Source organism: Klebsiella sp. KPN54798 (assembly GCF_021184225.1).
Classification (GTDB): Bacteria; Pseudomonadota; Gammaproteobacteria; order Enterobacterales; family Enterobacteriaceae; genus Klebsiella; species Klebsiella pneumoniae.
This window is the reverse complement of the sequence record NZ_CP089234.1, coordinates 1,953,574-1,970,940: the sequence shown is the minus strand read 5'-3', so window position 1 is coordinate 1,970,940 and position 17,367 is coordinate 1,953,574. Positions and strand designations below refer to the sequence as shown.

Annotated in this window: 17 protein-coding genes, 2 tRNA genes and 1 pseudogene; 9 read left to right on the top strand and 11 right to left on the bottom strand. The window is 54.1% G+C overall.

Going from position 1 to position 17,367, the window contains the following annotated elements:
* Positions 1-37: 37 nt before the first annotated feature.
* On the bottom strand, positions 38-838 hold the full coding sequence (gene tcyJ, locus LPQ25_RS09340) for a cystine ABC transporter substrate-binding protein (protein ID WP_004141135.1): 801 nt from the start codon (positions 836-838) through the stop codon (positions 38-40).
* Between the two features lie 200 nt (positions 839-1,038).
* On the opposite strand from tcyJ, the gene amyA reads away from it, so the two are divergent.
* Positions 1,039-2,526, top strand: a complete 1,488-nt coding sequence (amyA, locus tag LPQ25_RS09335; RefSeq protein WP_004189225.1) for an alpha-amylase — start codon at positions 1,039-1,041, stop codon at positions 2,524-2,526.
* A gap of 41 nt (positions 2,527-2,567) precedes the next feature.
* On the opposite strand, the gene yedD is transcribed toward amyA, so the two are convergent.
* A complete protein-coding gene (gene yedD / locus LPQ25_RS09330; protein WP_004189223.1) occupies positions 2,568-3,002 on the bottom strand; it encodes a lipoprotein YedD in 435 nt (144 codons plus the stop codon).
* A gap of 372 nt (positions 3,003-3,374) precedes the next feature.
* Between yedD and rcsA the strand changes: the two genes are divergently transcribed.
* Positions 3,375-3,998 (top strand): transcriptional regulator RcsA, encoded by a 624-nt coding sequence (gene rcsA, locus LPQ25_RS09325; protein ID WP_002911561.1) that lies wholly within the window; start codon positions 3,375-3,377, stop codon positions 3,996-3,998.
* 32 nt (positions 3,999-4,030) lie between these two features.
* Here rcsA and dsrB read toward each other — a convergent pair whose 3' ends face one another.
* On the bottom strand, positions 4,031-4,222 hold the full coding sequence (gene dsrB, locus LPQ25_RS09320) for a protein DsrB (RefSeq protein ID WP_002911586.1): 192 nt from the start codon (positions 4,220-4,222) through the stop codon (positions 4,031-4,033).
* A gap of 133 nt (positions 4,223-4,355) precedes the next feature.
* On the opposite strand from dsrB, the gene LPQ25_RS09315 reads away from it, so the two are divergent.
* On the top strand, positions 4,356-4,577 hold the full coding sequence (locus LPQ25_RS09315) for a YodD family protein (RefSeq protein WP_002911589.1): 222 nt from the start codon (positions 4,356-4,358) through the stop codon (positions 4,575-4,577).
* Between the two features lie 299 nt (positions 4,578-4,876).
* Here the strand turns inward: LPQ25_RS09315 and dgcQ are convergent, their stop codons facing one another.
* Together dgcQ and LPQ25_RS09305 are read right to left on the bottom strand one after the other, a co-directional pair.
* Complete coding sequence (gene dgcQ, locus LPQ25_RS09310) at positions 4,877-6,556, bottom strand: cellulose biosynthesis regulator diguanylate cyclase DgcQ (RefSeq protein WP_014907324.1); 1,680 nt, start codon at positions 6,554-6,556, stop codon at positions 4,877-4,879.
* 115 nt (positions 6,557-6,671) lie between these two features.
* Positions 6,672-7,580: pseudogene (locus LPQ25_RS09305) on the bottom strand (DUF808 domain-containing protein).
* 183 nt (positions 7,581-7,763) lie between these two features.
* Here LPQ25_RS09305 and yedA point away from each other — a divergent pair.
* Complete coding sequence (yedA, locus tag LPQ25_RS09300; protein ID WP_004184683.1) at positions 7,764-8,675, top strand: drug/metabolite exporter YedA; 912 nt, start codon at positions 7,764-7,766, stop codon at positions 8,673-8,675.
* Here the strand turns inward: yedA and LPQ25_RS09295 are convergent.
* From LPQ25_RS09295 to drpB, 4 genes are all read right to left on the bottom strand, one after another.
* On the bottom strand, positions 8,650-9,144 hold the full coding sequence (locus LPQ25_RS09295; RefSeq protein WP_015874955.1) for a very short patch repair endonuclease: 495 nt from the start codon (positions 9,142-9,144) through the stop codon (positions 8,650-8,652). The two genes, yedA and LPQ25_RS09295, sit on opposite strands and share 26 nt — an antisense overlap.
* Positions 9,125-10,525 (bottom strand): DNA cytosine methyltransferase, encoded by a 1,401-nt coding sequence (locus tag LPQ25_RS09290; protein ID WP_004175390.1) that lies wholly within the window; start codon positions 10,523-10,525, stop codon positions 9,125-9,127. The genes LPQ25_RS09295 and LPQ25_RS09290 overlap by 20 nt, the downstream gene beginning before the upstream one ends.
* Before the next feature lie 76 nt (positions 10,526-10,601).
* Positions 10,602-11,309: a phosphohydrolase gene (locus tag LPQ25_RS09285; protein WP_002911594.1), complete on the bottom strand. Its 708-nt coding sequence runs from the start codon at positions 11,307-11,309 to the stop codon at positions 10,602-10,604.
* A gap of 42 nt (positions 11,310-11,351) precedes the next feature.
* A complete protein-coding gene (gene drpB, locus LPQ25_RS09280; protein WP_004151461.1) occupies positions 11,352-11,633 on the bottom strand; it encodes a cell division protein DrpB in 282 nt (93 codons plus the stop codon).
* Between the two features lie 538 nt (positions 11,634-12,171).
* On the opposite strand from drpB, the gene ompC reads away from it, so the two are divergent.
* Positions 12,172-13,317 carry a porin OmpC gene (gene ompC / locus LPQ25_RS09275; protein ID WP_002911596.1) on the top strand — a complete coding sequence of 382 codons (1,146 nt, stop codon included), beginning with the start codon at positions 12,172-12,174 and terminating at the stop codon, positions 13,315-13,317.
* A 272-nt stretch (positions 13,318-13,589) separates the two neighbouring features.
* On the opposite strand, the gene LPQ25_RS09270 is transcribed toward ompC, so the two are convergent.
* Positions 13,590-13,679, bottom strand: a tRNA-Ser gene (locus LPQ25_RS09270).
* Between the two features lie 90 nt (positions 13,680-13,769).
* On the opposite strand from LPQ25_RS09270, the gene mtfA reads away from it, so the two are divergent.
* Entirely contained in the window at positions 13,770-14,570 is an 801-nt protein-coding gene (mtfA, locus tag LPQ25_RS09265; RefSeq protein ID WP_004227143.1) for a DgsA anti-repressor MtfA, read from the top strand.
* A 100-nt stretch (positions 14,571-14,670) separates the two neighbouring features.
* Positions 14,671-14,746, top strand: a tRNA-Asn gene (locus LPQ25_RS09260).
* Positions 14,747-15,235: 489 nt separating this feature from the next.
* Here LPQ25_RS09260 and LPQ25_RS09255 read toward each other — a convergent pair.
* A complete protein-coding gene (locus tag LPQ25_RS09255; RefSeq protein WP_014907306.1) occupies positions 15,236-15,625 on the bottom strand; it encodes a RidA family protein in 390 nt (129 codons plus the stop codon).
* 140 nt (positions 15,626-15,765) lie between these two features.
* Between LPQ25_RS09255 and LPQ25_RS09250 the strand changes: the two genes are divergently transcribed.
* Together LPQ25_RS09250 and LPQ25_RS09245 are read left to right on the top strand one after the other, a co-directional pair.
* Positions 15,766-16,686 (top strand): LysR family transcriptional regulator, encoded by a 921-nt coding sequence (locus tag LPQ25_RS09250; protein ID WP_014907305.1) that lies wholly within the window; start codon positions 15,766-15,768, stop codon positions 16,684-16,686.
* Between the two features lie 300 nt (positions 16,687-16,986).
* Complete coding sequence (locus LPQ25_RS09245; protein ID WP_002911721.1) at positions 16,987-17,223, top strand: hypothetical protein; 237 nt, start codon at positions 16,987-16,989, stop codon at positions 17,221-17,223.
* Positions 17,224-17,367: the final 144 nt, after the last annotated feature.

Here is a 17,367-nt window from a genome sequence, read left to right as displayed (position 1 = left end):
AGGCGCTTCCAGGAGCGCCTTTTTTCACCGCTGTCCGTTATTTCGTCACGTCAGCGCCAAACCATTTCTCGGACAGCGCCTTCAGGCTGCCATCTTTCTGCATGTCTGCAATCGCGCCATCTACCGCTTTCAGCAGGTCGTCGTTGCCTTTACGCAGCGCAACGCCAGCTTCCTGACGAGAGAAGGCTTCGCCGGTTACCGCCAGCGTATTGTTGGTTTTCTTCACCAGATCCAACGCCGCCAGACGGTCTACCAGAATGGCGTCAATACGGCCTACACGCAGATCCTGGTATTTGGTGGGATCGTCATCATAGGTACGGACGTCCACGCCCTGGACATTCTGACGCAGCCACTCTTCATAGTTAGTGCCCAGTCCGACGCCCACTTTCTTGCCTTTCAGATCCGCCGCGGTTTTAATCACGCCTTCGTTACCCTTCTTCACCAGCGCCTGCACGCCGGAGACGGTATATGGGGTGGAGAAATCGTATTTCTTCTTACGTTCGTCAGAGATAGTGACCTGGTTAATCACCACGTCGATACGCTTGGAGTCCAGCGAGGCCAGCATACCGTCCCACTTGGTCGGTTTGAGATCGGCCTTCACGCCAAGATGTTTCGCCAGTTCGTTAGCGAATTCCACTTCAAACCCGGTCAGCTTGCCGTCATCCCCCTGGAAACTAAAGGGGGGGTAGGTGCCTTCGAGGCCCACGCGTAGGGTGCCGCGCTCTTTAATCTGATTGAGCAGGTTTTCCGCCGCAAAAGTTTTCACGCTGACGCCAGCCATCAAAACAACGGCCATCGCGCCCATCATCGCCTGACGACCCAGAAGTGCTAATTTCATAGATACCCCGAAGGTTAGGATTTTCCTGTAGTGTAAGGCGCTTAATGCCCTGACACCAACATCGTTACGCTACATCTTATGCAAATTTATTATATATGATCCGCTTTAGGGTATAGCGAAAATCAGGGCTTTCCTCACCCTTTTTGCTGGATATCTCCCATACTGCAAAGGTCAGCCTGTTGACGTCTGGAGCATGGAAGATGAAAAACCCCACCTTATTGCAATGTTTTCACTGGTACTACCCCACCGGCGGCGAGCTGTGGCCTGAGGTCGAAGCGCTGGCGCCCAGCCTGAATGAAATCGGCATCAATATGGTCTGGTTGCCACCCGCCTACAAAGGCGCCTCGGGCGGTTACTCCGTCGGCTATGATACCTACGATCTCTTTGACCTCGGCGAGTTTGATCAAAAAGGGTCTGTCGCCACCAAATATGGCGACAAAGCGCAGTTGCTGGCGGCGATCAACGCCCTGAAGGAGCACAATATCGCCGTACTGCTGGATGTGGTGGTAAACCATAAAATGGGCGCTGATGAAAAAGAGGCTCTGCGCGTTCAGCGCGTCGATGAGCAGGATCGTACGCAAATTGACGAGGAGATCATTGAGTGCGAGGCATGGACGCGCTACACCTTCCCGGTGCGCGCCGGACAGTATTCGCAGTTTGTCTGGGACTACAAATGTTTTAGCGGCATTGACCACATCGAGAACCCGACGGAAGACGGTGTGTTTAAAATCGTCAACGATTACACCGGCGAAGGCTGGAATGAACAGGTCGATGATGAGCTCGGCAACTTTGACTATCTGATGGGCGCCAATATCGATTTCCGCAATCATGCAGTGACCGAGGAGATCAAATACTGGGCGCGCTGGGTAATGGAGCAGACCGGCTGCGACGGTTTTCGTCTTGACGCGGTCAAGCATATCCCCGCCTGGTTTTATAAAGCGTGGATCGAGCATGTTCAGGAGGTGGCCCCGCAGCCGCTGTTTATTGTAGCGGAATACTGGTCCCATGAAGTGGAGAAGCTCCAGCAGTATATCGACCTGGTCGAGGGCAAAACGATGCTGTTTGATGCCCCACTGCAGATGAAATTTCATGAAGCGTCGCGCCAGGGCCGCGATTATGACATGAGCCAGATTTTCAGCGGGACGCTGGTCGAAGCCGACCCTTTCCATGCCGTCACTCTGGTCACCAATCATGATACGCAGCCGCTGCAGGCCCTCGAGGCGCCGGTTGAACCCTGGTTCAAGCCCCTCGCCTATGCGCTGATCCTGCTGCGGGAGAATGGCGTGCCCTCGGTCTTTTATGCCGATCTCTTCGGCGCTTCCTATGAGGATACCGGCGGCGACGGAGAGACCTATGCCATTGAGATGCCCGTTATCGAACAACTCCACGAGCTGATCGACGCCCGTCAGCGTTTTGCCCATGGCGTGCAAACCCTTTGGTTCGATCATCCTAACTGCATCGCCTTTAGTCGTAGCGGTACTGACGACGATCCAGGCTGCGTGGTGATCATGTCCAATGGCGATGAGGGCGAAAAGACGCTGACGCTGGGCGAAAACTATGGCAACAAACGCTGGCGGGATTTTCTCGGTAACCGGGAAGAGATTGTCGAAACCGATGGCGAAGGCTGCGCGACCTTTACATGTAACGGGGGGAGCGTGAGCGTGTGGGTGTTAGAGGAGGTATTGTAGTCCTCTGACGCCGGGCGGGCCAGCTATGGCCCGCCAAAATCTCAGCGCGTGGAGGCCGGCGCGCTGACGGGCCCCGTCGCTCGCGCTTTGGCCCACGCCTTCTCGCACTCCGGAGTGAGACGTTCAACACGGGACAACGTCATCCGATCGTAGGAGATCGTGTTGCCCTCGCGCTCGACAGGATAGATGTCCAGGGAAGCGGTCACGTTGTAGATCTCACTGTCACGATTCATCAGTTTCCCCGGCTGCGCAATCACGCGCTGCCACTGGCGGCAGTCGAAGGTGTCCCCTTCTTTGGTGACAATCAGGCTGGCAATGGCGTCAGGACTCATCATCGCGCTCTGCGGCCCTTTCGTTTGCCAGAAACCTGCAAGGCCAGCCGGCGCCGGCGCTTTAACGACGTCCTCATAACGATCAACCTGTACGCAACCGGCCAGCGCCACCACCATGCCAGCAAAAAATAACTTTTTCATCATTCATCCCACAAGCCGATAAAAAAGTATTGTGGCATTAAAGCGTTAAGCCTTCCACCCCCACCGCAAAGGGATAAGCGAGCAAGCCAGCAACCGCTAACGTGGGTTTCATTTGAAGTAAGGAAATTCTGAAAGTAAAAGAATACTGGGCGCGTAACCATAGCATCTATGGGCACTTTTTGTTTTTAATTCGGTCACACTACCGGTTCTTGACTTTACTTTAAGAGTTTTCCTGGCAAATTATATGCATAGATGCGGAATAGTTTAATGGAGCTAATGGGTTCTTTCTAAACCTACTATTATTATCGCCCGCAAGGACTGCTTCGCACAGCCAGTGCGAAGTGTATATCGTTACGTGTTGATTGAGGATGGGTCATGTCAACGATGATTATGGATTTGTGCAGCTATACCCGGTTGGGATTGACGGGATATCTGACCAGTCGGGGAATTAAAAAACAGGAAATCGTTGAGGTCAACAGTGCTGCGGATCTGCAGAAACACTGTACGTCGTGTTGCCCGGCGGTGGTGTTTCTGAATGAAGACTGTTTCGTGCATGATGATGAAAGTAATGGCATTATTCGCCAGATCATTACGCAAAACCCGGCGACGCTGTTTGTTATCTTTATGTCGCTGGCGAACATCCATTTTGACCGCTATTTGCGGGTACGGAAGAATCTGCTAATCAGTTCAAAATCGATAACCCCAAAAGACCTTGATGTTATTCTGGTTAATTATCTTAAATACAAAAACACCAGTGTAGGGCAGTTAACTTTACCGACATTGTCACTGAGTAAAACAGAATCAAATATGCTGCAAATGTGGATGGCCGGGCATGGTACTTCGCAAATCTCAACGCAAATGAACATCAAAGCGAAGACGGTATCGTCGCATAAAGGCAATATTAAAAAGAAAATACAAACGCATAATAAGCAGGTGATTTATCATATCGTTCGGCTGACCGAAAACATCACCTCCGGTATTCAGGTAAATATGCGCTGAAACAAACTGGCGGCGCTCCCGCCAGTTCAGTTTTACGAGACCTCTTTTTCCACAAAAATCCCATCCGGGTGGCCTATTTCATTAAAAAACCAGATCCCCAGAGGATAGTCTTCCAGTGAAACCAGATACATCGTTCCTTCACTAAACGACTCAATCGCCAGCACTACCCCCGATCGACGTGGGCCACCGTCGGTCTTCACCGTGACACGATCGTTCACCTGCATAATCATCTCCTCTATATTTTCAGCCAGTGTAGAACAAAACCACGCAACTCGCAGCGTCGCGGCACGTGACTGGCGCTTTTTTAGACCGACTATACTTAGAGAGGCTTGAGCGACGCTCAGCGAGGGGGTAATGATGAAGCACCAATTAACAGGCCAGACCGGGGACGACCTTGACGTCAACGTAGATGCCCTGCTGGCGGCAATTAATGAGATCAGCGAAAGCGAAGTCCATCGCACGCTGGACGACCCGCAGCGCGCCAGCATTGATGGCCGCGGGTCACATACCTGGCGTGAGCTGGCGGAGGCATTCGAACTCGATATTCACGATTTCAGCGCCAGTGAAGCCAACCGTTAGCGGCAGGCGAAAAAAATCCCGACTCGCAGGAGTCGGGATCAAACTTGCTAATGCAAGAAGCACTTGAAAATTCGTTACACCGGGAAATCCGATGCGTTGAAACATTATCCTCAATTATTTTGCATGACAAGAGATATTCATGACGCAAAATATTGAGAATGTTGGCGCTTGATGACTTATCGGGCTGCAAGGCTGATGTGAGAAGGCTTAGCCGCAAACCGGTTTCATTCGATAGCGCGATCGCCTGCGATCACTTTAAGATAATTCTCATTTTGCCAATCGGCATCGAAACGTTTTACTCACGCTGCGCTGCGAAAACAGACCTGGTTACGCCCATTTTGCTTGGCCAGATAGAGTCGCCCATCGGCCACCGACTGCAGCGCTTCAAACTGATACTCCCCCCGCTCTTCGCTGGCGCTCACCCCTAACGAGGCGCTAACCCGCAGCGTCACGTTGTTATGCAAAAAGACTTCCCGTCCCTGGATACGCTGGCGCAATCGCTCCGCCACCGCCGCCGCTTCCTGCAGGGTGGTATTCGGCATCACGATACAAAACTCTTCTCCGCCCACTCTGCCCAGCAGATCGCCCTGCCGAACCGCGCTGGACAGCGTACTGGCCACCATCGACAGCACCCTGTCCCCCGCCTGATGACCATAGCGATCGTTGATGTGCTTAAAATGATCCAGATCGAGCTGGATCACCGCCAGCGGCCGTCCGCTGCGCTGGCAGTCGCTGGCTACCGCCATCGCCTGTTCAAACAGCACCCCGCGATTGAGCAGGCGGGTCAAGGCATCGTGCCATGCCTGCCACTCCAGAGAGGTTTGCAGAACGCTCATGTTGCGGACCATGCGGCGGATCACCAGCCAGGAGAGCAACAGCATCAAGGTGAAGAGGACCCACATCAGGGTCAGGGCGATGGTGATGGTGCCAAAGTTCCCGCGGACGCCTTCCCGCAGAGTGTGGATCCGCAGCAGCACGCCGTCAAAATTGCGCAGTTTGGCCCAGCTGATATAGCGCGTCAGCAGACGCAGCCCTCCCTGGTTATCATGGACAAACGCGCGGCTCAGCAGCTCCTGCTCGCGCGGCGACAGCAGGGTCAGGACATTCCCCGGCGCGGAAGAAGCCAGCAGGTTAAAATGGCTATCATAAAGTTGGTACTCTCCCTCTTGTCCCCCCTGCATGGCGCTAACCAAAAACGCTTTGATTTCACTGACTGAGAAATCCATCGCCAGCACGCCGCGCCAGTAACCGGCAAAATCCAACGGTATCGAAGCGGTGACCACCTGCTCTTCCAGCTGCGGGTCATCGTCAGGAAAGGTTTGCCAGATAACGCCTCGCCCCGGATTATTTCGCTGGGTCTGGCGGGTAAACCACGGAGCGCCGAGGGCTTGGGAATAGTGCGTTATCACCTGCGACTCATCCCGCAGCGGCAGGGTCGAGGTAAAAAAGCCGCTACGAGAGATATACTGCATCCGCTCGGCGAAATCGCGATCGTGCTGCGTCAGATTTAGCAGATAACCCAGCTCGAGCGTCGCCATTAGTTCATCAGCCGCCAGCGGATCGTCCACCAGCAGGATAGGGTTGTGGCCAGCGACGCTGCCTGAGATGCCAAACACCGGCAGCGTACGCCGATTCGGTAGCGCCACCCGCCAGGCCTGCTGATGGCGCTGGCTCAGATAGCGTTGGCTGGCCTTACGCAATACATCGATATCAAGCGGCTGTTCGAGCGCCGCCTGCATCCCATGGCGAAAAAACATCATTCTGTCGATGTTGAACTGCAACAGCCCATCCATTTCATGAGCGACGTTAGCCAGATTATTACGCTGGTTGGCCACGTAGGCCTCTTCCAGGACATTGATTTCACGCCAGATCAGCAGCGTGGAGAAAAACAGCACTGCGATAAAACAAGCGTTAACCACATGCGCCGGGCGAGCCAGGTGGTAGCACTTTTTTAACTTCAACCGCAGTGGCTTATCCATCTTTCTCTCGCAATACGTTGCGCAAACCTCGCGGCGTCAGCGCCCCGGTCTCTGTCGATACCCGGGGCGTTTTCAGGGTAGAACACGCGGCGCCGTTACGCTGCGTTTCGCCATGCTACTTTCCAGCGCCACGCAGGCTGCTCACCGCCTTAACGCCCGCCAGCACCACCGCGCCGATGATAAAACCCAGCACCAGGTTGGCGACGACCGGCAGCGTGGAGGCCATCACCCCACCCAACCCCGCGCTCCAGTGCTCGATGGCATGATGCAGCGGCGCAATACCGTGAACGACTATCCCCCGCCGACGAGGAACATGGCCAGCGTCCCGACGATGGACAACACCTTCATCAGGCGGGGAGCGACGGCCAGGAGCCCTTTACCCAGCCACTGCGCCAGCGCACTACGTTTTTCCGCCAGCCAGTAACCCATGTCGTCCAGCTTGACGATCACCCCACCAGGCCATACACCCGATAGTGACCAGAATCGCAATCCCCGAAAGAATAAGGATCTGGTTAAGCAGCGGAGCTTCCGCCACGATGCCGAGGGTAATGGCGACAATTTCCGCGGACAAAATAAAATCGGTGCGAATCGCGCCTTTTACTTTGTCACGCTCAAAGGCCAGCGGATCGCGCTCCGCCAGCGCGGCGAGACGCTGCTGCCGCCGTTCAGGATCCTCTTTGTGTTTCCGCGCTTCCAGACTGTGCAGTACCTTCTCCACCCCTTCGAAACAGAGAAACGCGCCGCCCAGCATCAACAATGGCGTAATCGCCCAAGGGATGAAGGCGCTGATCAACAAAGCCAGTGGCACGAGGATCACCTTATTAACGAACGACCCTTTCGCCACTCCCCAGACCACGGGCAACTCGCGATTCGCCCGCACGCCGGTAACCTGTTGGGCATTGAGAGACAAATCGTCGCCCAGCACCCCCGCCGTTTTTTTCGCCGCTACCTTGCCCATCACGGAAATATCGTCCAGCAGCGTGGCGATATCATCAAGTAATGTTAAAAGACTACTTCCTGCCAAAATGATTTTCCTTCTCTTTTCATCAATGTCTCCCTCGAGTATGCGTTAAAAAACGGCCGGTGCCCAAGGTACAATTAGTCAATATAAATTTAACAACCTGACGCAAATTAACCACTCGCCAGCACGATAGTTTTCACGTTTACTATATGTCCCCTTTCTATCTCTGCACCGTCGTGAGGAAGTATGTCTACCCGTCAGCTTTTACCGCTCATCGGGGCGCTGTTTGCGCTGTATATCATCTGGGGCTCTACCTATTTCGCTATCGCCGTCGGGGTCGCCAGCTGGCCGCCGCTAATGATGGCCGGCATTCGTTTTCTCGCTGCCGGCGTGCTGTTGCTGGGGTGGCTACTGGCCACCGGCCATAAGCTACCGGCGCGTCGTCCGTTGCTTAACGCTGCGCTGATCGGCGTGTTGCTGCTTGCGGTTGGCAACGGCTTCGTGACGCTGGCTGAACATCAGCACGTCCCCTCCGGCATCGCGGCGGTGATGGTCGCCACCGTACCGCTGTTCACCTTATGCTTCAGCCGCTTTTTCGGCATCGCCACCCGTAAACTGGAGTGGCTGGGCATTGCCATTGGCCTTGCGGGTATCGTGATGCTCAACAGCGGAGGCAACCTGAACGGCAACCCCTGGGGCGCACTGCTGATCCTGATTGGTTCCCTAAGCTGGGCCTTCGGCTCGGTTTACGGTTCGCGAATCGTATTGCCGACCGGCATGATGGCGGGGGCAATCGAGATGCTCGCCGCCGGGATCGTCCTGCTGGCGGCCTCATGGCTGAGCGGTGAAACCTTAACCCGCGTCCCTTCCTGGTCCGGGATCGCCGCCCTGGCCTATTTGGCCATCTTTGGCTCGCTGATCGCCATTAACGCCTACATGTTTTTAATCCGCAATGTCACCCCGGCGGTCGCCACCAGCTACGCCTATGTTAATCCGGTGGTCGCGGTGCTCCTCGGTACTGGGTTCGGCGGCGAGAGCCTGTCGCTCATTGAGTGGCTGGCGCTGGCGGTGATTATTTTCGCCGTAGTGCTGGTGACGCTGGGGAAATATCTCTTCCCCGTCCGCAGCGAGGCTACTCCTTGTAAGGCGTCGAAGTAGTCGTCAGTTCGCGGATCCCCTGCGTATCGATCTGCGCGTCGTGTCCGGCGCCGCAGATCCACTCTTCCAGACGTTCGGTGAGCGCCGCATCACTCAGCCTGAGGCGCCCGCGCAGGGCGCATTCCCAGATGATTAATACCCGCCAGCCCTCTTCGGCCAGCTTTTGCCGGTCGCGGGCGTCGCGCGCCACGTTACCGGCGATTTTGTCCAGCCAGAATGCCGTGCGGGTGGCCGGCACCTTAAACAGATAACAGTCATGGTGATGCCAGAAACAGCCGTGAGTAAAGATAACGCAGCGGTAGTCGGGTAAGGCGAAATCGGGGCGTCCCGGCAGCGCGCGATCCTGGGCGACAAAGGTGAATCCCGCCCCGGTCAGCAGCGCCGCTATCCGCTTTTCGATCGCCGTATCGCGCGTGGCGATCGCCCGCATATTTTTACTGCGCGTCGCTTTATCGTGAACATCCGCCATCATTATCATCCGCTTCACGGCGCGCCACCGCCTGAGCGATGCGCGGCGCCAGGAGTTTCGCCACCGCGGCGAAGACCGGAACCACCACCGAGTTGCCAAACTGACGATAGGCCTGCGTATCCGATACCGGGATGCGAAAACGCGCCCCCTGCGGGGATTCAAAGCCCATCAGCCGGGCGCATTCGCGCGGCGTCAACCGGCGAGGCCGCCGCTGTTGATTCAGCGGATCGTCAAAATGCTTCTCACCGAGCGGCCGGTCCCAGCCGCGATCGACGAGAATTTCGGCACCATCTTTATAGTAGCGGGCAGAAAGCGTCCGGGCCACGCTGTGGGGATTGGCGGGGTCAACCAGGCCATAACCAAAGCCATTGCCCCGCGCCTGATGCTTGCGGGCATAACGATAAAGATATTTCCACAGCACCGGCGTAAGAATAAATTTCGCATCGACCGTCGGCTCCAGCAGCTCGCCAAATGTTGGCCGCACCGCCGGGTACTGCGCCGCGATGTCGCGCAGCGTAAATCCAGCATGCAGCTGCAGATCGCGACGGAAACCCACCAGCACGATGCGCTCCCGGTGTTGAGGCAAGAAATGGCGCCCGTCAATCACCTTCGGGTCATCCGGCCCGGTATGCCCCGCGTCAGCTACTTCATATCCCAGCTCATCCAGCGTCTGCATGATGATACGGAAAGTGCGCCCCTGATCGTGGCTTTTGAGGTTTTTGACATTCTCCAGCACAAAAATCGCTGGCTGACGAGCCGCGATAATTCTCACCACGTCAAAAAACAGCGTTCCCTGGGTTTCGCAGGCAAAGCCATGCGCACGGCCCATCGCATTTTTCTTAGAGACGCCGGCAAGCGAGAAAGGCTGGCAGGGGAAGCCAGCCAGCAGCACATCATGCTGAGGGATAGATTCGCGAATATGCCGCGCCGCCTCCTCGTCGCTAACGTCAGAGCGTTGGCTGAGGGTAATATCGCGGATATCTTCATTAAAACGGTGCTGCTGCGGATCACAGTACCAGTTGGCCTTATAGGTGCGTACCGCGTGCTTGTTCCACTCGCTGGTGAAAACGCACTGCCCGCCGATGGCTTCAAAACCACTGCGGATCCCGCCAATACCGGCAAACAGATCGATAAAACGGAACCCATAGTGCGGATGATGGGCCGGCGGCGAAGGCAGGAGCGTCGCCAGATGAGCAACTTCCTGCGGGCGCAAACGCTCCGCCACGCGGCCAAGCGCCACCACGCGCTTGAGGATCGCCGCGCTCCAGTGCTGTTCGCCGACGCTCACCAGTTCGGCAACCAGCGTTTTTACATCGTAGATCGTCATCAGCTGACGCAGCAGCGCCTCAGCGTCTTCCCCGGCCTGTTCAGCCAACGACAACGACCTGTGTTCCTTGCTTAACTTTTGCGGCATATCCTCAACCAACGCGGACGATTTTGGCAGAGAGTACCATAAATCACCGGTCGGTTGACGCCTGCGGTGCAAAGCGGCGCAAAACCGCTTCATCCAGCGCCAGCGGCTCCCCCTGCAGCTCCGCGCTGAGCTTAGCCATAAATTCGACGAGAAAACGGGCATTATGCTGCGCCATCGCTTTCCCCTTGTCAGTTTGCATGGTTTCCGGCAGGCGCAGAAGTTTGCACTGGAAATGGTCGAGGGCATATTTGCGGTCATCCAGCGCCCGCCGATCAGCAAAAGGATCTTCGGCATCAAACAAGATGGTATTCAGGGCGCCGGCGACAGCGAAGACCCTCGCCAGACCAATGGCTCCCAGCGACTCGAGTCGATCGGCATCCTGAACTATTTTCGCCTCCAGCGTGCGCGGTGGGATCGCCGCGCTGAAGCTGTGCGCCTCGATGGCATGGCTGACCGCCGGGTAACGATCCGCAGGAAAATCAGCAAAGGCCGACTGCAGAATGGCGAGGGTTTTCTCGGCGGCCATCATCGAGGATCGACTTCGCTCCGGATGATTTTTTGGCAAGCTGACGATGTCATGAAAATAGCAGGCCGTGAGGAGTACCAGCCGGTCGACTTCCTCCCCCGCGGCCAGCTGAGTGGCGGTCGCCCAGACGCGACGAAAATGGGACAGATCGTGTGCGGCGTCATCCTGCGCATGGTGCGTCAGTATCCAGCGCTCAAATCGTTGCTGCCAGTCAACCAGGTCCATAGGCTTTCCTTTATCTGAGGGTCAGCCTCGAGCATAGCAATTTTAGCGCTGATGATCCTGCTCGCCGCGGGATGGACGCGTATACCAGACGACCGCGCCGAGAATAGAGCCAATGCCGCCGAGGACCAGCATACCCAACAGGGCGCCAAGCCATTTCCCGGCCGTTGTTCCAAAATCACCCTCCACGCTGGCGCCGGGAACGCTGTGAATTTTTCCCACTACCCACCAGTAACGCACAATGACCCAGACACAATATCCGCAAAAAGCATACAACGCCCAGAGCGCAAGTTTCCCTCCCGGGCTGCGTTTTGCCTGCTCTTCCATCTCATTCCTCTCCGTGACACAACAGACTATTGTCACTCAAAACGTGACACGCATCACATTATACCGCTAACCTGCGTCACAGGCAGCAGTTTCATCTTTGTCTTCTGCGCCTTCTCGCGACTTATGCTGCCAATGCGCACAGGCTGAAGAGATGTCCTTATTATCTCCCGTACGCTTAAAGCTATTCATTCCTTAAATGTCGCAAGCTGGGTTGACAATTCCCTGGATATTTACATTCACACAAAATAAATTTCCATAATGAATAATGTGCTTGATTATTATTTGTGCATTTTATTTCATAAAATTCACAACGACCAACCAAATATACAATAACGCATTGCTATATAAGAAAATAATAAGTTTTGCACAAACATCCAAATTTAATATAAAGAACCACTTAGAAATATTTTGAAATATTTAACATTATTTATTTACATATTTTATTTTAAATAAAGATGAACTTAGTCGTTAGTATCGGATCGTCATTCCGGAGGGATTGTCATAATTCATAGTAATTATTATTAAAAGGGAATATATAATGAAAAGAAAAGTACTGGCACTCATGGTTCCGGCATTATTAATGGCTAGCGCCGCTAATGCCGCCGAAATCTATAACAAAAACGGTAATAAACTGGACCTCTACGGGAAAGTTGACGGCCTGCATTACTTCTCTGACGACGCTTCAGAGGACGGCGACCAGACCTATGTTCGCTTTGGTCTGAAAGGCGAAACGCAGATTACTTCCGAGTTAACCGGCTACGGTCAGTGGGAATACAACATTCAGGCGAACACCAGCGAAAAAGAAGGCGCGAACTCCTGGACCCGTCTCGGCTTTGCCGGCCTGAAGTTTGCCGACTGCGGGTCGCTGGACTATGGCCGGAACTACGGCGTGGTCTACGACATTGAATCCTGGACCGATATGCTGCCGGAATTCGGCGGCGATACCTACACCCAGACCGACGTTTACATGACCGGCCGTACTAACGGCGTGGCCACCTACCGTAACAGCGATTTCTTCGGCCTCGTCGACGGCCTGCATTTCGCCCTGCAGTATCAGGGTAATAATGAAAACGCCGGTTCTGGCGAAGGCACTAATAACGGTGGGAAACGTAAGCTGGCGCGGGAAAATGGCGACGGTTTTGGTATCTCCAGCTACTACGATCTCGATATGGGCATCAGCTTCGGGGCAGCGTATTCGTCTTCTGACCGTACCCATAACCAGCTGGCGGCCGCGCGTAGCAGCCAGCGTTATGCCAACGGCGATAAAGCCGATGCCTGGACCGTCGGCGCGAAATATGACGCCAATAACATCTATCTGGCCGCCATGTATGCTGAGACCCGCAACATGACCTTCTATGGCAACGATAGTTTTGGCGGAATTGCCAACAAAACGCAGAACTTCGAAGTGGTCGCGCAGTATCAGTTCGACGACTTTAATTTACCGCTGCGTCCGTCCGTCGCCTATCTGCAGTCGAAGGGTAAAGATCTCTACGCCTATTCTCGCTACGGCGACAAGGATCTGGTCAAGTATGTCGACGTGGGCATGACCTACTACTTCAACAAAAATATGTCCACCTATGTGGATTATAAAATTAACCTGCTGGATGAAGACGACCGCTTCTACAAAAACAGTGGTATCGCGACCGATGATATCGTCGCCCTCGGCCTGGTCTATCAGTTCTGATCCCCGACAAAGCCCGCGTTCAGCGGGCTTTTTTATGTTCCCGCTCCGTTGAGATCACTCTTTTCGACATTGCCGCTTTCCAGGCGTACCTTCCCTCTTTATGATGCGTTTAAGCTCGTTCGGGCTAAAAGCGGCGATAAGGTGCCAAAAGGATAAAGCACGCTACCGCGACTCTACGCTGAAACCAGGACGATGATGATGGTGATACCCCAGCGCAGGCGTTATACCTGAAGCTAACGGTGTTATTGAAGGGAAGGTTAGAGCAAGAAAAGTGGCGGAGAGAGGGGGATTTGAACCCCCGGTAGAGTTGCCCCTACTCCGGTTTTCGAGACCGGTCCGTTCAGCCGCTCCGGCATCTCTCCGCTGTGATGGTTGCTATAATGCCAGGATCTTTGGCATTTTAATAGCTCCCGTTTCGGTAATTGTGTTCAAGTGACGACTTTGCGAGCAATATGATGTTTAAATGGCCCTGGAAAGCAGATGATGAGTCCGGCAACGCAGAGATGCCCTGGGAGCAAGCGCTTGCCATTCCGGTTTTAGCCCATCTTTCGTCCACTGAGCAGCACAAGCTCACGCAGATGGCTGCCCGTTTTTTACAGCAAAAGCGGCTGGTGGCATTGCAGGGGCTGGAGCTGACCCCGCTGCATCAGGCGCGCATTGCTATGCTCTTTTGTCTGCCGGTGCTTGAGCTGGGCATTGAGTGGCTGGATGGCTTCCATGAAGTGCTGATCTACCCTGCCCCTTTCATCGTCGATGATGAATGGGAGGATGATATTGGTCTGGTCCACAACCAGCGGGTGGTACAGTCGGGACAAAGCTGGCAACAGGGTCCTGTAGTGCTGAACTGGCTGGATATTCAAGACTCTTTTGATGCGTCAGGCTTTAACCTTGTGGTGCATGAAGTGGCGCATAAGCTTGATACGCGGAACGGCGACCGGGCCAGCGGCGTGCCGCTTATCCCGTTGCGTGAAGTTGCCGGCTGGGAGCACGATCTCCACGCCGCGATGAACAACATTCAGGATGAGATAGATCTGGTCGGCGAAAGCGCCGCCAGTATTGACGCCTATGCCGCCACCGATCCCGCAGAGTGCTTTGCTGTCCTCTCGGAATATTTTTTCAGTGCGCCTGAACTGTTCGCGCCTCGCTTCCCGGCCCTGTGGCAGCGTTTTTGCCACTTTTACCGCCAGGATCCGCTGGCGCGTAGACGTGAGAATGGCCTGCAGGACGAAGGCGATCGGCGCATTGTTCACTAAAACAACGTGTTGAGCTAAATTTAGCCATTTGAATCAGCAGGTTAATTTTAGTGTTGACACAAAAATGCGAGGCCAGTAGTATGCGCCTCGTTCACACGATTCCTCTGTAGTTCAGTCGGTAGAACGGCGGACTGTTAATCCGTATGTCACTGGTTCGAGTCCAGTCAGAGGAGCCAAATTTAAAAATCCCGCTCAGGGAAACCTGAGCGGGATTTTTGCTTTCCGTGATCCTCTCCGCTCCCCAAGCATGCAATCTTATCCTGGTGTAGGTGCTATTTTCTTGCTATGAGGCAAGCTGAACGGCCGTGAGCCCCACGCTCCCGCAAAGGCTTAAATAAAGGCGGTTTAACCGTGCCGGACCATACCTGGGTGTAAGGCAATAATGCGCGGTTCCAAAAAAGATCGGCAACACCGCCGCTTCTGACATCTCTCCGCCAGCGGGTATAAGAAGCATCGTACCGTAGGTACCGTCCAAGGTTCCGTATGTGATCCCCGCAGGTGAAAAGCAGCGATGCTGCTCCCAACCTTATGGCTACAGACTTTCGATCCGGCGGTAACCGCTGGGTCTGCCGCTGCGTAGCAGACGATCCCGATCCGGCAGTTACCTTTACAGACAGCGCGGGCTGCCCAAATGCATTTTCCACTGGCGGAAAGACCCGTAACGCTTAGGGTAGCCTGGCAATAACCTTAATCTCGAACTTAAATCCATAAAGCCACGTCACGCCGATCCCGGTCAGCGTAGGGTAAGGCGCTTCTCCCCAATATTCTGGCAGGATACTCCAGATAGCGTCGAGATTTGACTGAGGATCGACGACAAAGAGGGTAACATCAACCACGTCCTCAAACGTGCAGCCCGCCGCTGCGAGCACAGCATTAAGATTTTTGAACGCCAGCCTGACCTGTGCTTTCAGATCGTGCTCAGGCGAACCATCCTCGTGGCTACCCACCTGCCCCGAAACAAACAAGAAACCATTGGATTTGATGGCCGGTGAATAACGATTGCGCTCATAGAGCGCCTGACGACCGAAGGGAAAAACGGCTTCGCGTGCTGTCATGTTTGTACCTTTATGCTGGGGCGAAATCAGCCCGGTGAATGTAAAGACACTGTACAACGACGAGATCGGGCGGATAAACAAGCGACTTTGTCCCTCATTGTTTGTAATATCCAAACAATCGATGAAAGACAGGATAAGAAATGGATCGTTTCGATGCAATGCGCGCCTTTGCTCGGGTGGTAGAGGCAGGGAGCTTCACGAAGGCTGCCCAAACGCTTCATATGAGCAAAACCACTGTGACGCAACTCATTCAGCAGCTGGAATCGCGCCTGCGCGTCAGATTGCTCCATCGCACCACCCGCAAGCTCGGTGTGACTCCCGATGGCGCGGTCTACTACGAACGCGTCATTCGTCTGCTGGCGGACATGGAGGATGCTGAAAACAGCCTGTCCAGTGCGGCGATGACGCCCAGGGGACGGCTACGGGTGGATGTACCGAGTCCGCTGGCCCGTCTTATTCTGGTGCCGGCGCTACCGGCTTTCCACGCCCGCTACCCTGATATCCAGATCGACATGGGTGTGAGCGACCGGGAAGTGGATCTGATCGGCGACAACGTGGATTGCGTTCTGCGCGGTGGTCAAATCACCGACCAGTCCCTAATCGCACGCCATGTCGGCGATTTGCAAATCGGCGTCTACGTCGCCCCCAGCTATGTGGAACGCCTTGGCGCTCCCGCACACCCGCGCGAGCTGCAAAATACTGACCATTGCATAGTGGGATTCTTGTCCTCGCGCACCAGTAAGATTGATCCTTTGGTACTGTGCAGTGAGAATGAACGTATTGAAATCACGGGCAACTACGTACTTGCCGTGGATGATGGCAATGCTTGCCTCGAAGCTGGGTTAGTTGGCTTAGGCGTGATTGCGCTGCCCAACTATATGGCGGCAGCGCATCAGGCCGTTGGCGCTTTGATTCCATTATTTACACAATGGCGGATTAGCCCAATGCCTCTGTACCTGGCGTTTCCACCGAACCGCCATGTCAACGCCAAGCTGCGCGTTTTTATTGACTGGATCGTTGAATTGATGGAGCAGCATGTCCCCATTGCCAACAATCAGTGACGCCATCCCGTGATTCGCTTATCAGCGGCGATGGGGGTCATTCCCGTTGTTTTGAACGAAAGTGAATAATAGAAATCGTTTTCCCAATTTAAATATTTATAACGAATCCAAGAACTATAATGCGGAATTGCCGTCCTCTTCGGGATTCGCTGTAAATATTTCCCTAACACTAGCCTGTTTACCTAATTACAGTATTCATGGGATTACCGATGAGATACACTTTATCTTTAATATCGTCATTCCCGTATCATTCATTATAATGATAGGAAATTGCATTTAATAAAATAAGGATATTAATTTATGATAAAAGGTATAAAAATTTTCATCACTGTAGTCTTCGTGATTCTGGCATTGTTGAGCGGCATGATGAGCTTCATGATCGTCGGGATGGGGGTCAGCGGTAGTGGCTGTGGTCAGGAGTGTTTTGATAATATGGATTCTGCAAAATTCATTAGTATTATATTCTGGATATTGGCTATCATAAGCGGTATCTTCGCTTTCATGGACAATGGCAGCCAAAAAAAAGATCCTCAGTAACAATATTAAGTCCATAGATATATTTGCAGACTTTATCATCCCCTCCTGAGCATCTCCTGGCGCCCTCATTAAAACGCCATCACAGCCACTATTGATAAGTTAAGGATCGGTTTCCCGATCCTTATTCCCAACAACGTTGAATGC

What these genes read in the sequence shown, in the direction of transcription:
- ompC (WP_002911596.1), top strand. Translation starts at nt 12,172, where the DNA reads ATGAAAAGAAAAGTACTGGCACTCATGGTTCCGGCATTATTAATGGCT.
- yedA (WP_004184683.1), top strand. Translation starts at nt 7,764, where the DNA reads ATGTCTACCCGTCAGCTTTTACCGCTCATCGGGGCGCTGTTTGCGCTG.
- tcyJ (WP_004141135.1), bottom strand. Translation starts at nt 838, where the DNA reads ATGAAATTAGCACTTCTGGGTCGTCAGGCGATGATGGGCGCGATGGCC.
- amyA (WP_004189225.1), top strand. Translation starts at nt 1,039, where the DNA reads ATGAAAAACCCCACCTTATTGCAATGTTTTCACTGGTACTACCCCACC.
- LPQ25_RS09245 (WP_002911721.1), top strand. Translation starts at nt 16,987, where the DNA reads ATGATAAAAGGTATAAAAATTTTCATCACTGTAGTCTTCGTGATTCTG.
- drpB (WP_004151461.1), bottom strand. Translation starts at nt 11,633, where the DNA reads ATGGAAGAGCAGGCAAAACGCAGCCCGGGAGGGAAACTTGCGCTCTGG.
- mtfA (WP_004227143.1), top strand. Translation starts at nt 13,770, where the DNA reads ATGATGTTTAAATGGCCCTGGAAAGCAGATGATGAGTCCGGCAACGCA.
- LPQ25_RS09255 (WP_014907306.1), bottom strand. Translation starts at nt 15,625, where the DNA reads ATGACAGCACGCGAAGCCGTTTTTCCCTTCGGTCGTCAGGCGCTCTAT.
- yedD (WP_004189223.1), bottom strand. Translation starts at nt 3,002, where the DNA reads ATGATGAAAAAGTTATTTTTTGCTGGCATGGTGGTGGCGCTGGCCGGT.
- LPQ25_RS09285 (WP_002911594.1), bottom strand. Translation starts at nt 11,309, where the DNA reads ATGGACCTGGTTGACTGGCAGCAACGATTTGAGCGCTGGATACTGACG.
- LPQ25_RS09295 (WP_015874955.1), bottom strand. Translation starts at nt 9,144, where the DNA reads ATGGCGGATGTTCACGATAAAGCGACGCGCAGTAAAAATATGCGGGCG.
- dgcQ (WP_014907324.1), bottom strand. Translation starts at nt 6,556, where the DNA reads ATGGATAAGCCACTGCGGTTGAAGTTAAAAAAGTGCTACCACCTGGCT.
- LPQ25_RS09315 (WP_002911589.1), top strand. Translation starts at nt 4,356, where the DNA reads ATGAAGCACCAATTAACAGGCCAGACCGGGGACGACCTTGACGTCAAC.
- LPQ25_RS09250 (WP_014907305.1), top strand. Translation starts at nt 15,766, where the DNA reads ATGGATCGTTTCGATGCAATGCGCGCCTTTGCTCGGGTGGTAGAGGCA.
- dsrB (WP_002911586.1), bottom strand. Translation starts at nt 4,222, where the DNA reads ATGCAGGTGAACGATCGTGTCACGGTGAAGACCGACGGTGGCCCACGT.
- rcsA (WP_002911561.1), top strand. Translation starts at nt 3,375, where the DNA reads ATGTCAACGATGATTATGGATTTGTGCAGCTATACCCGGTTGGGATTG.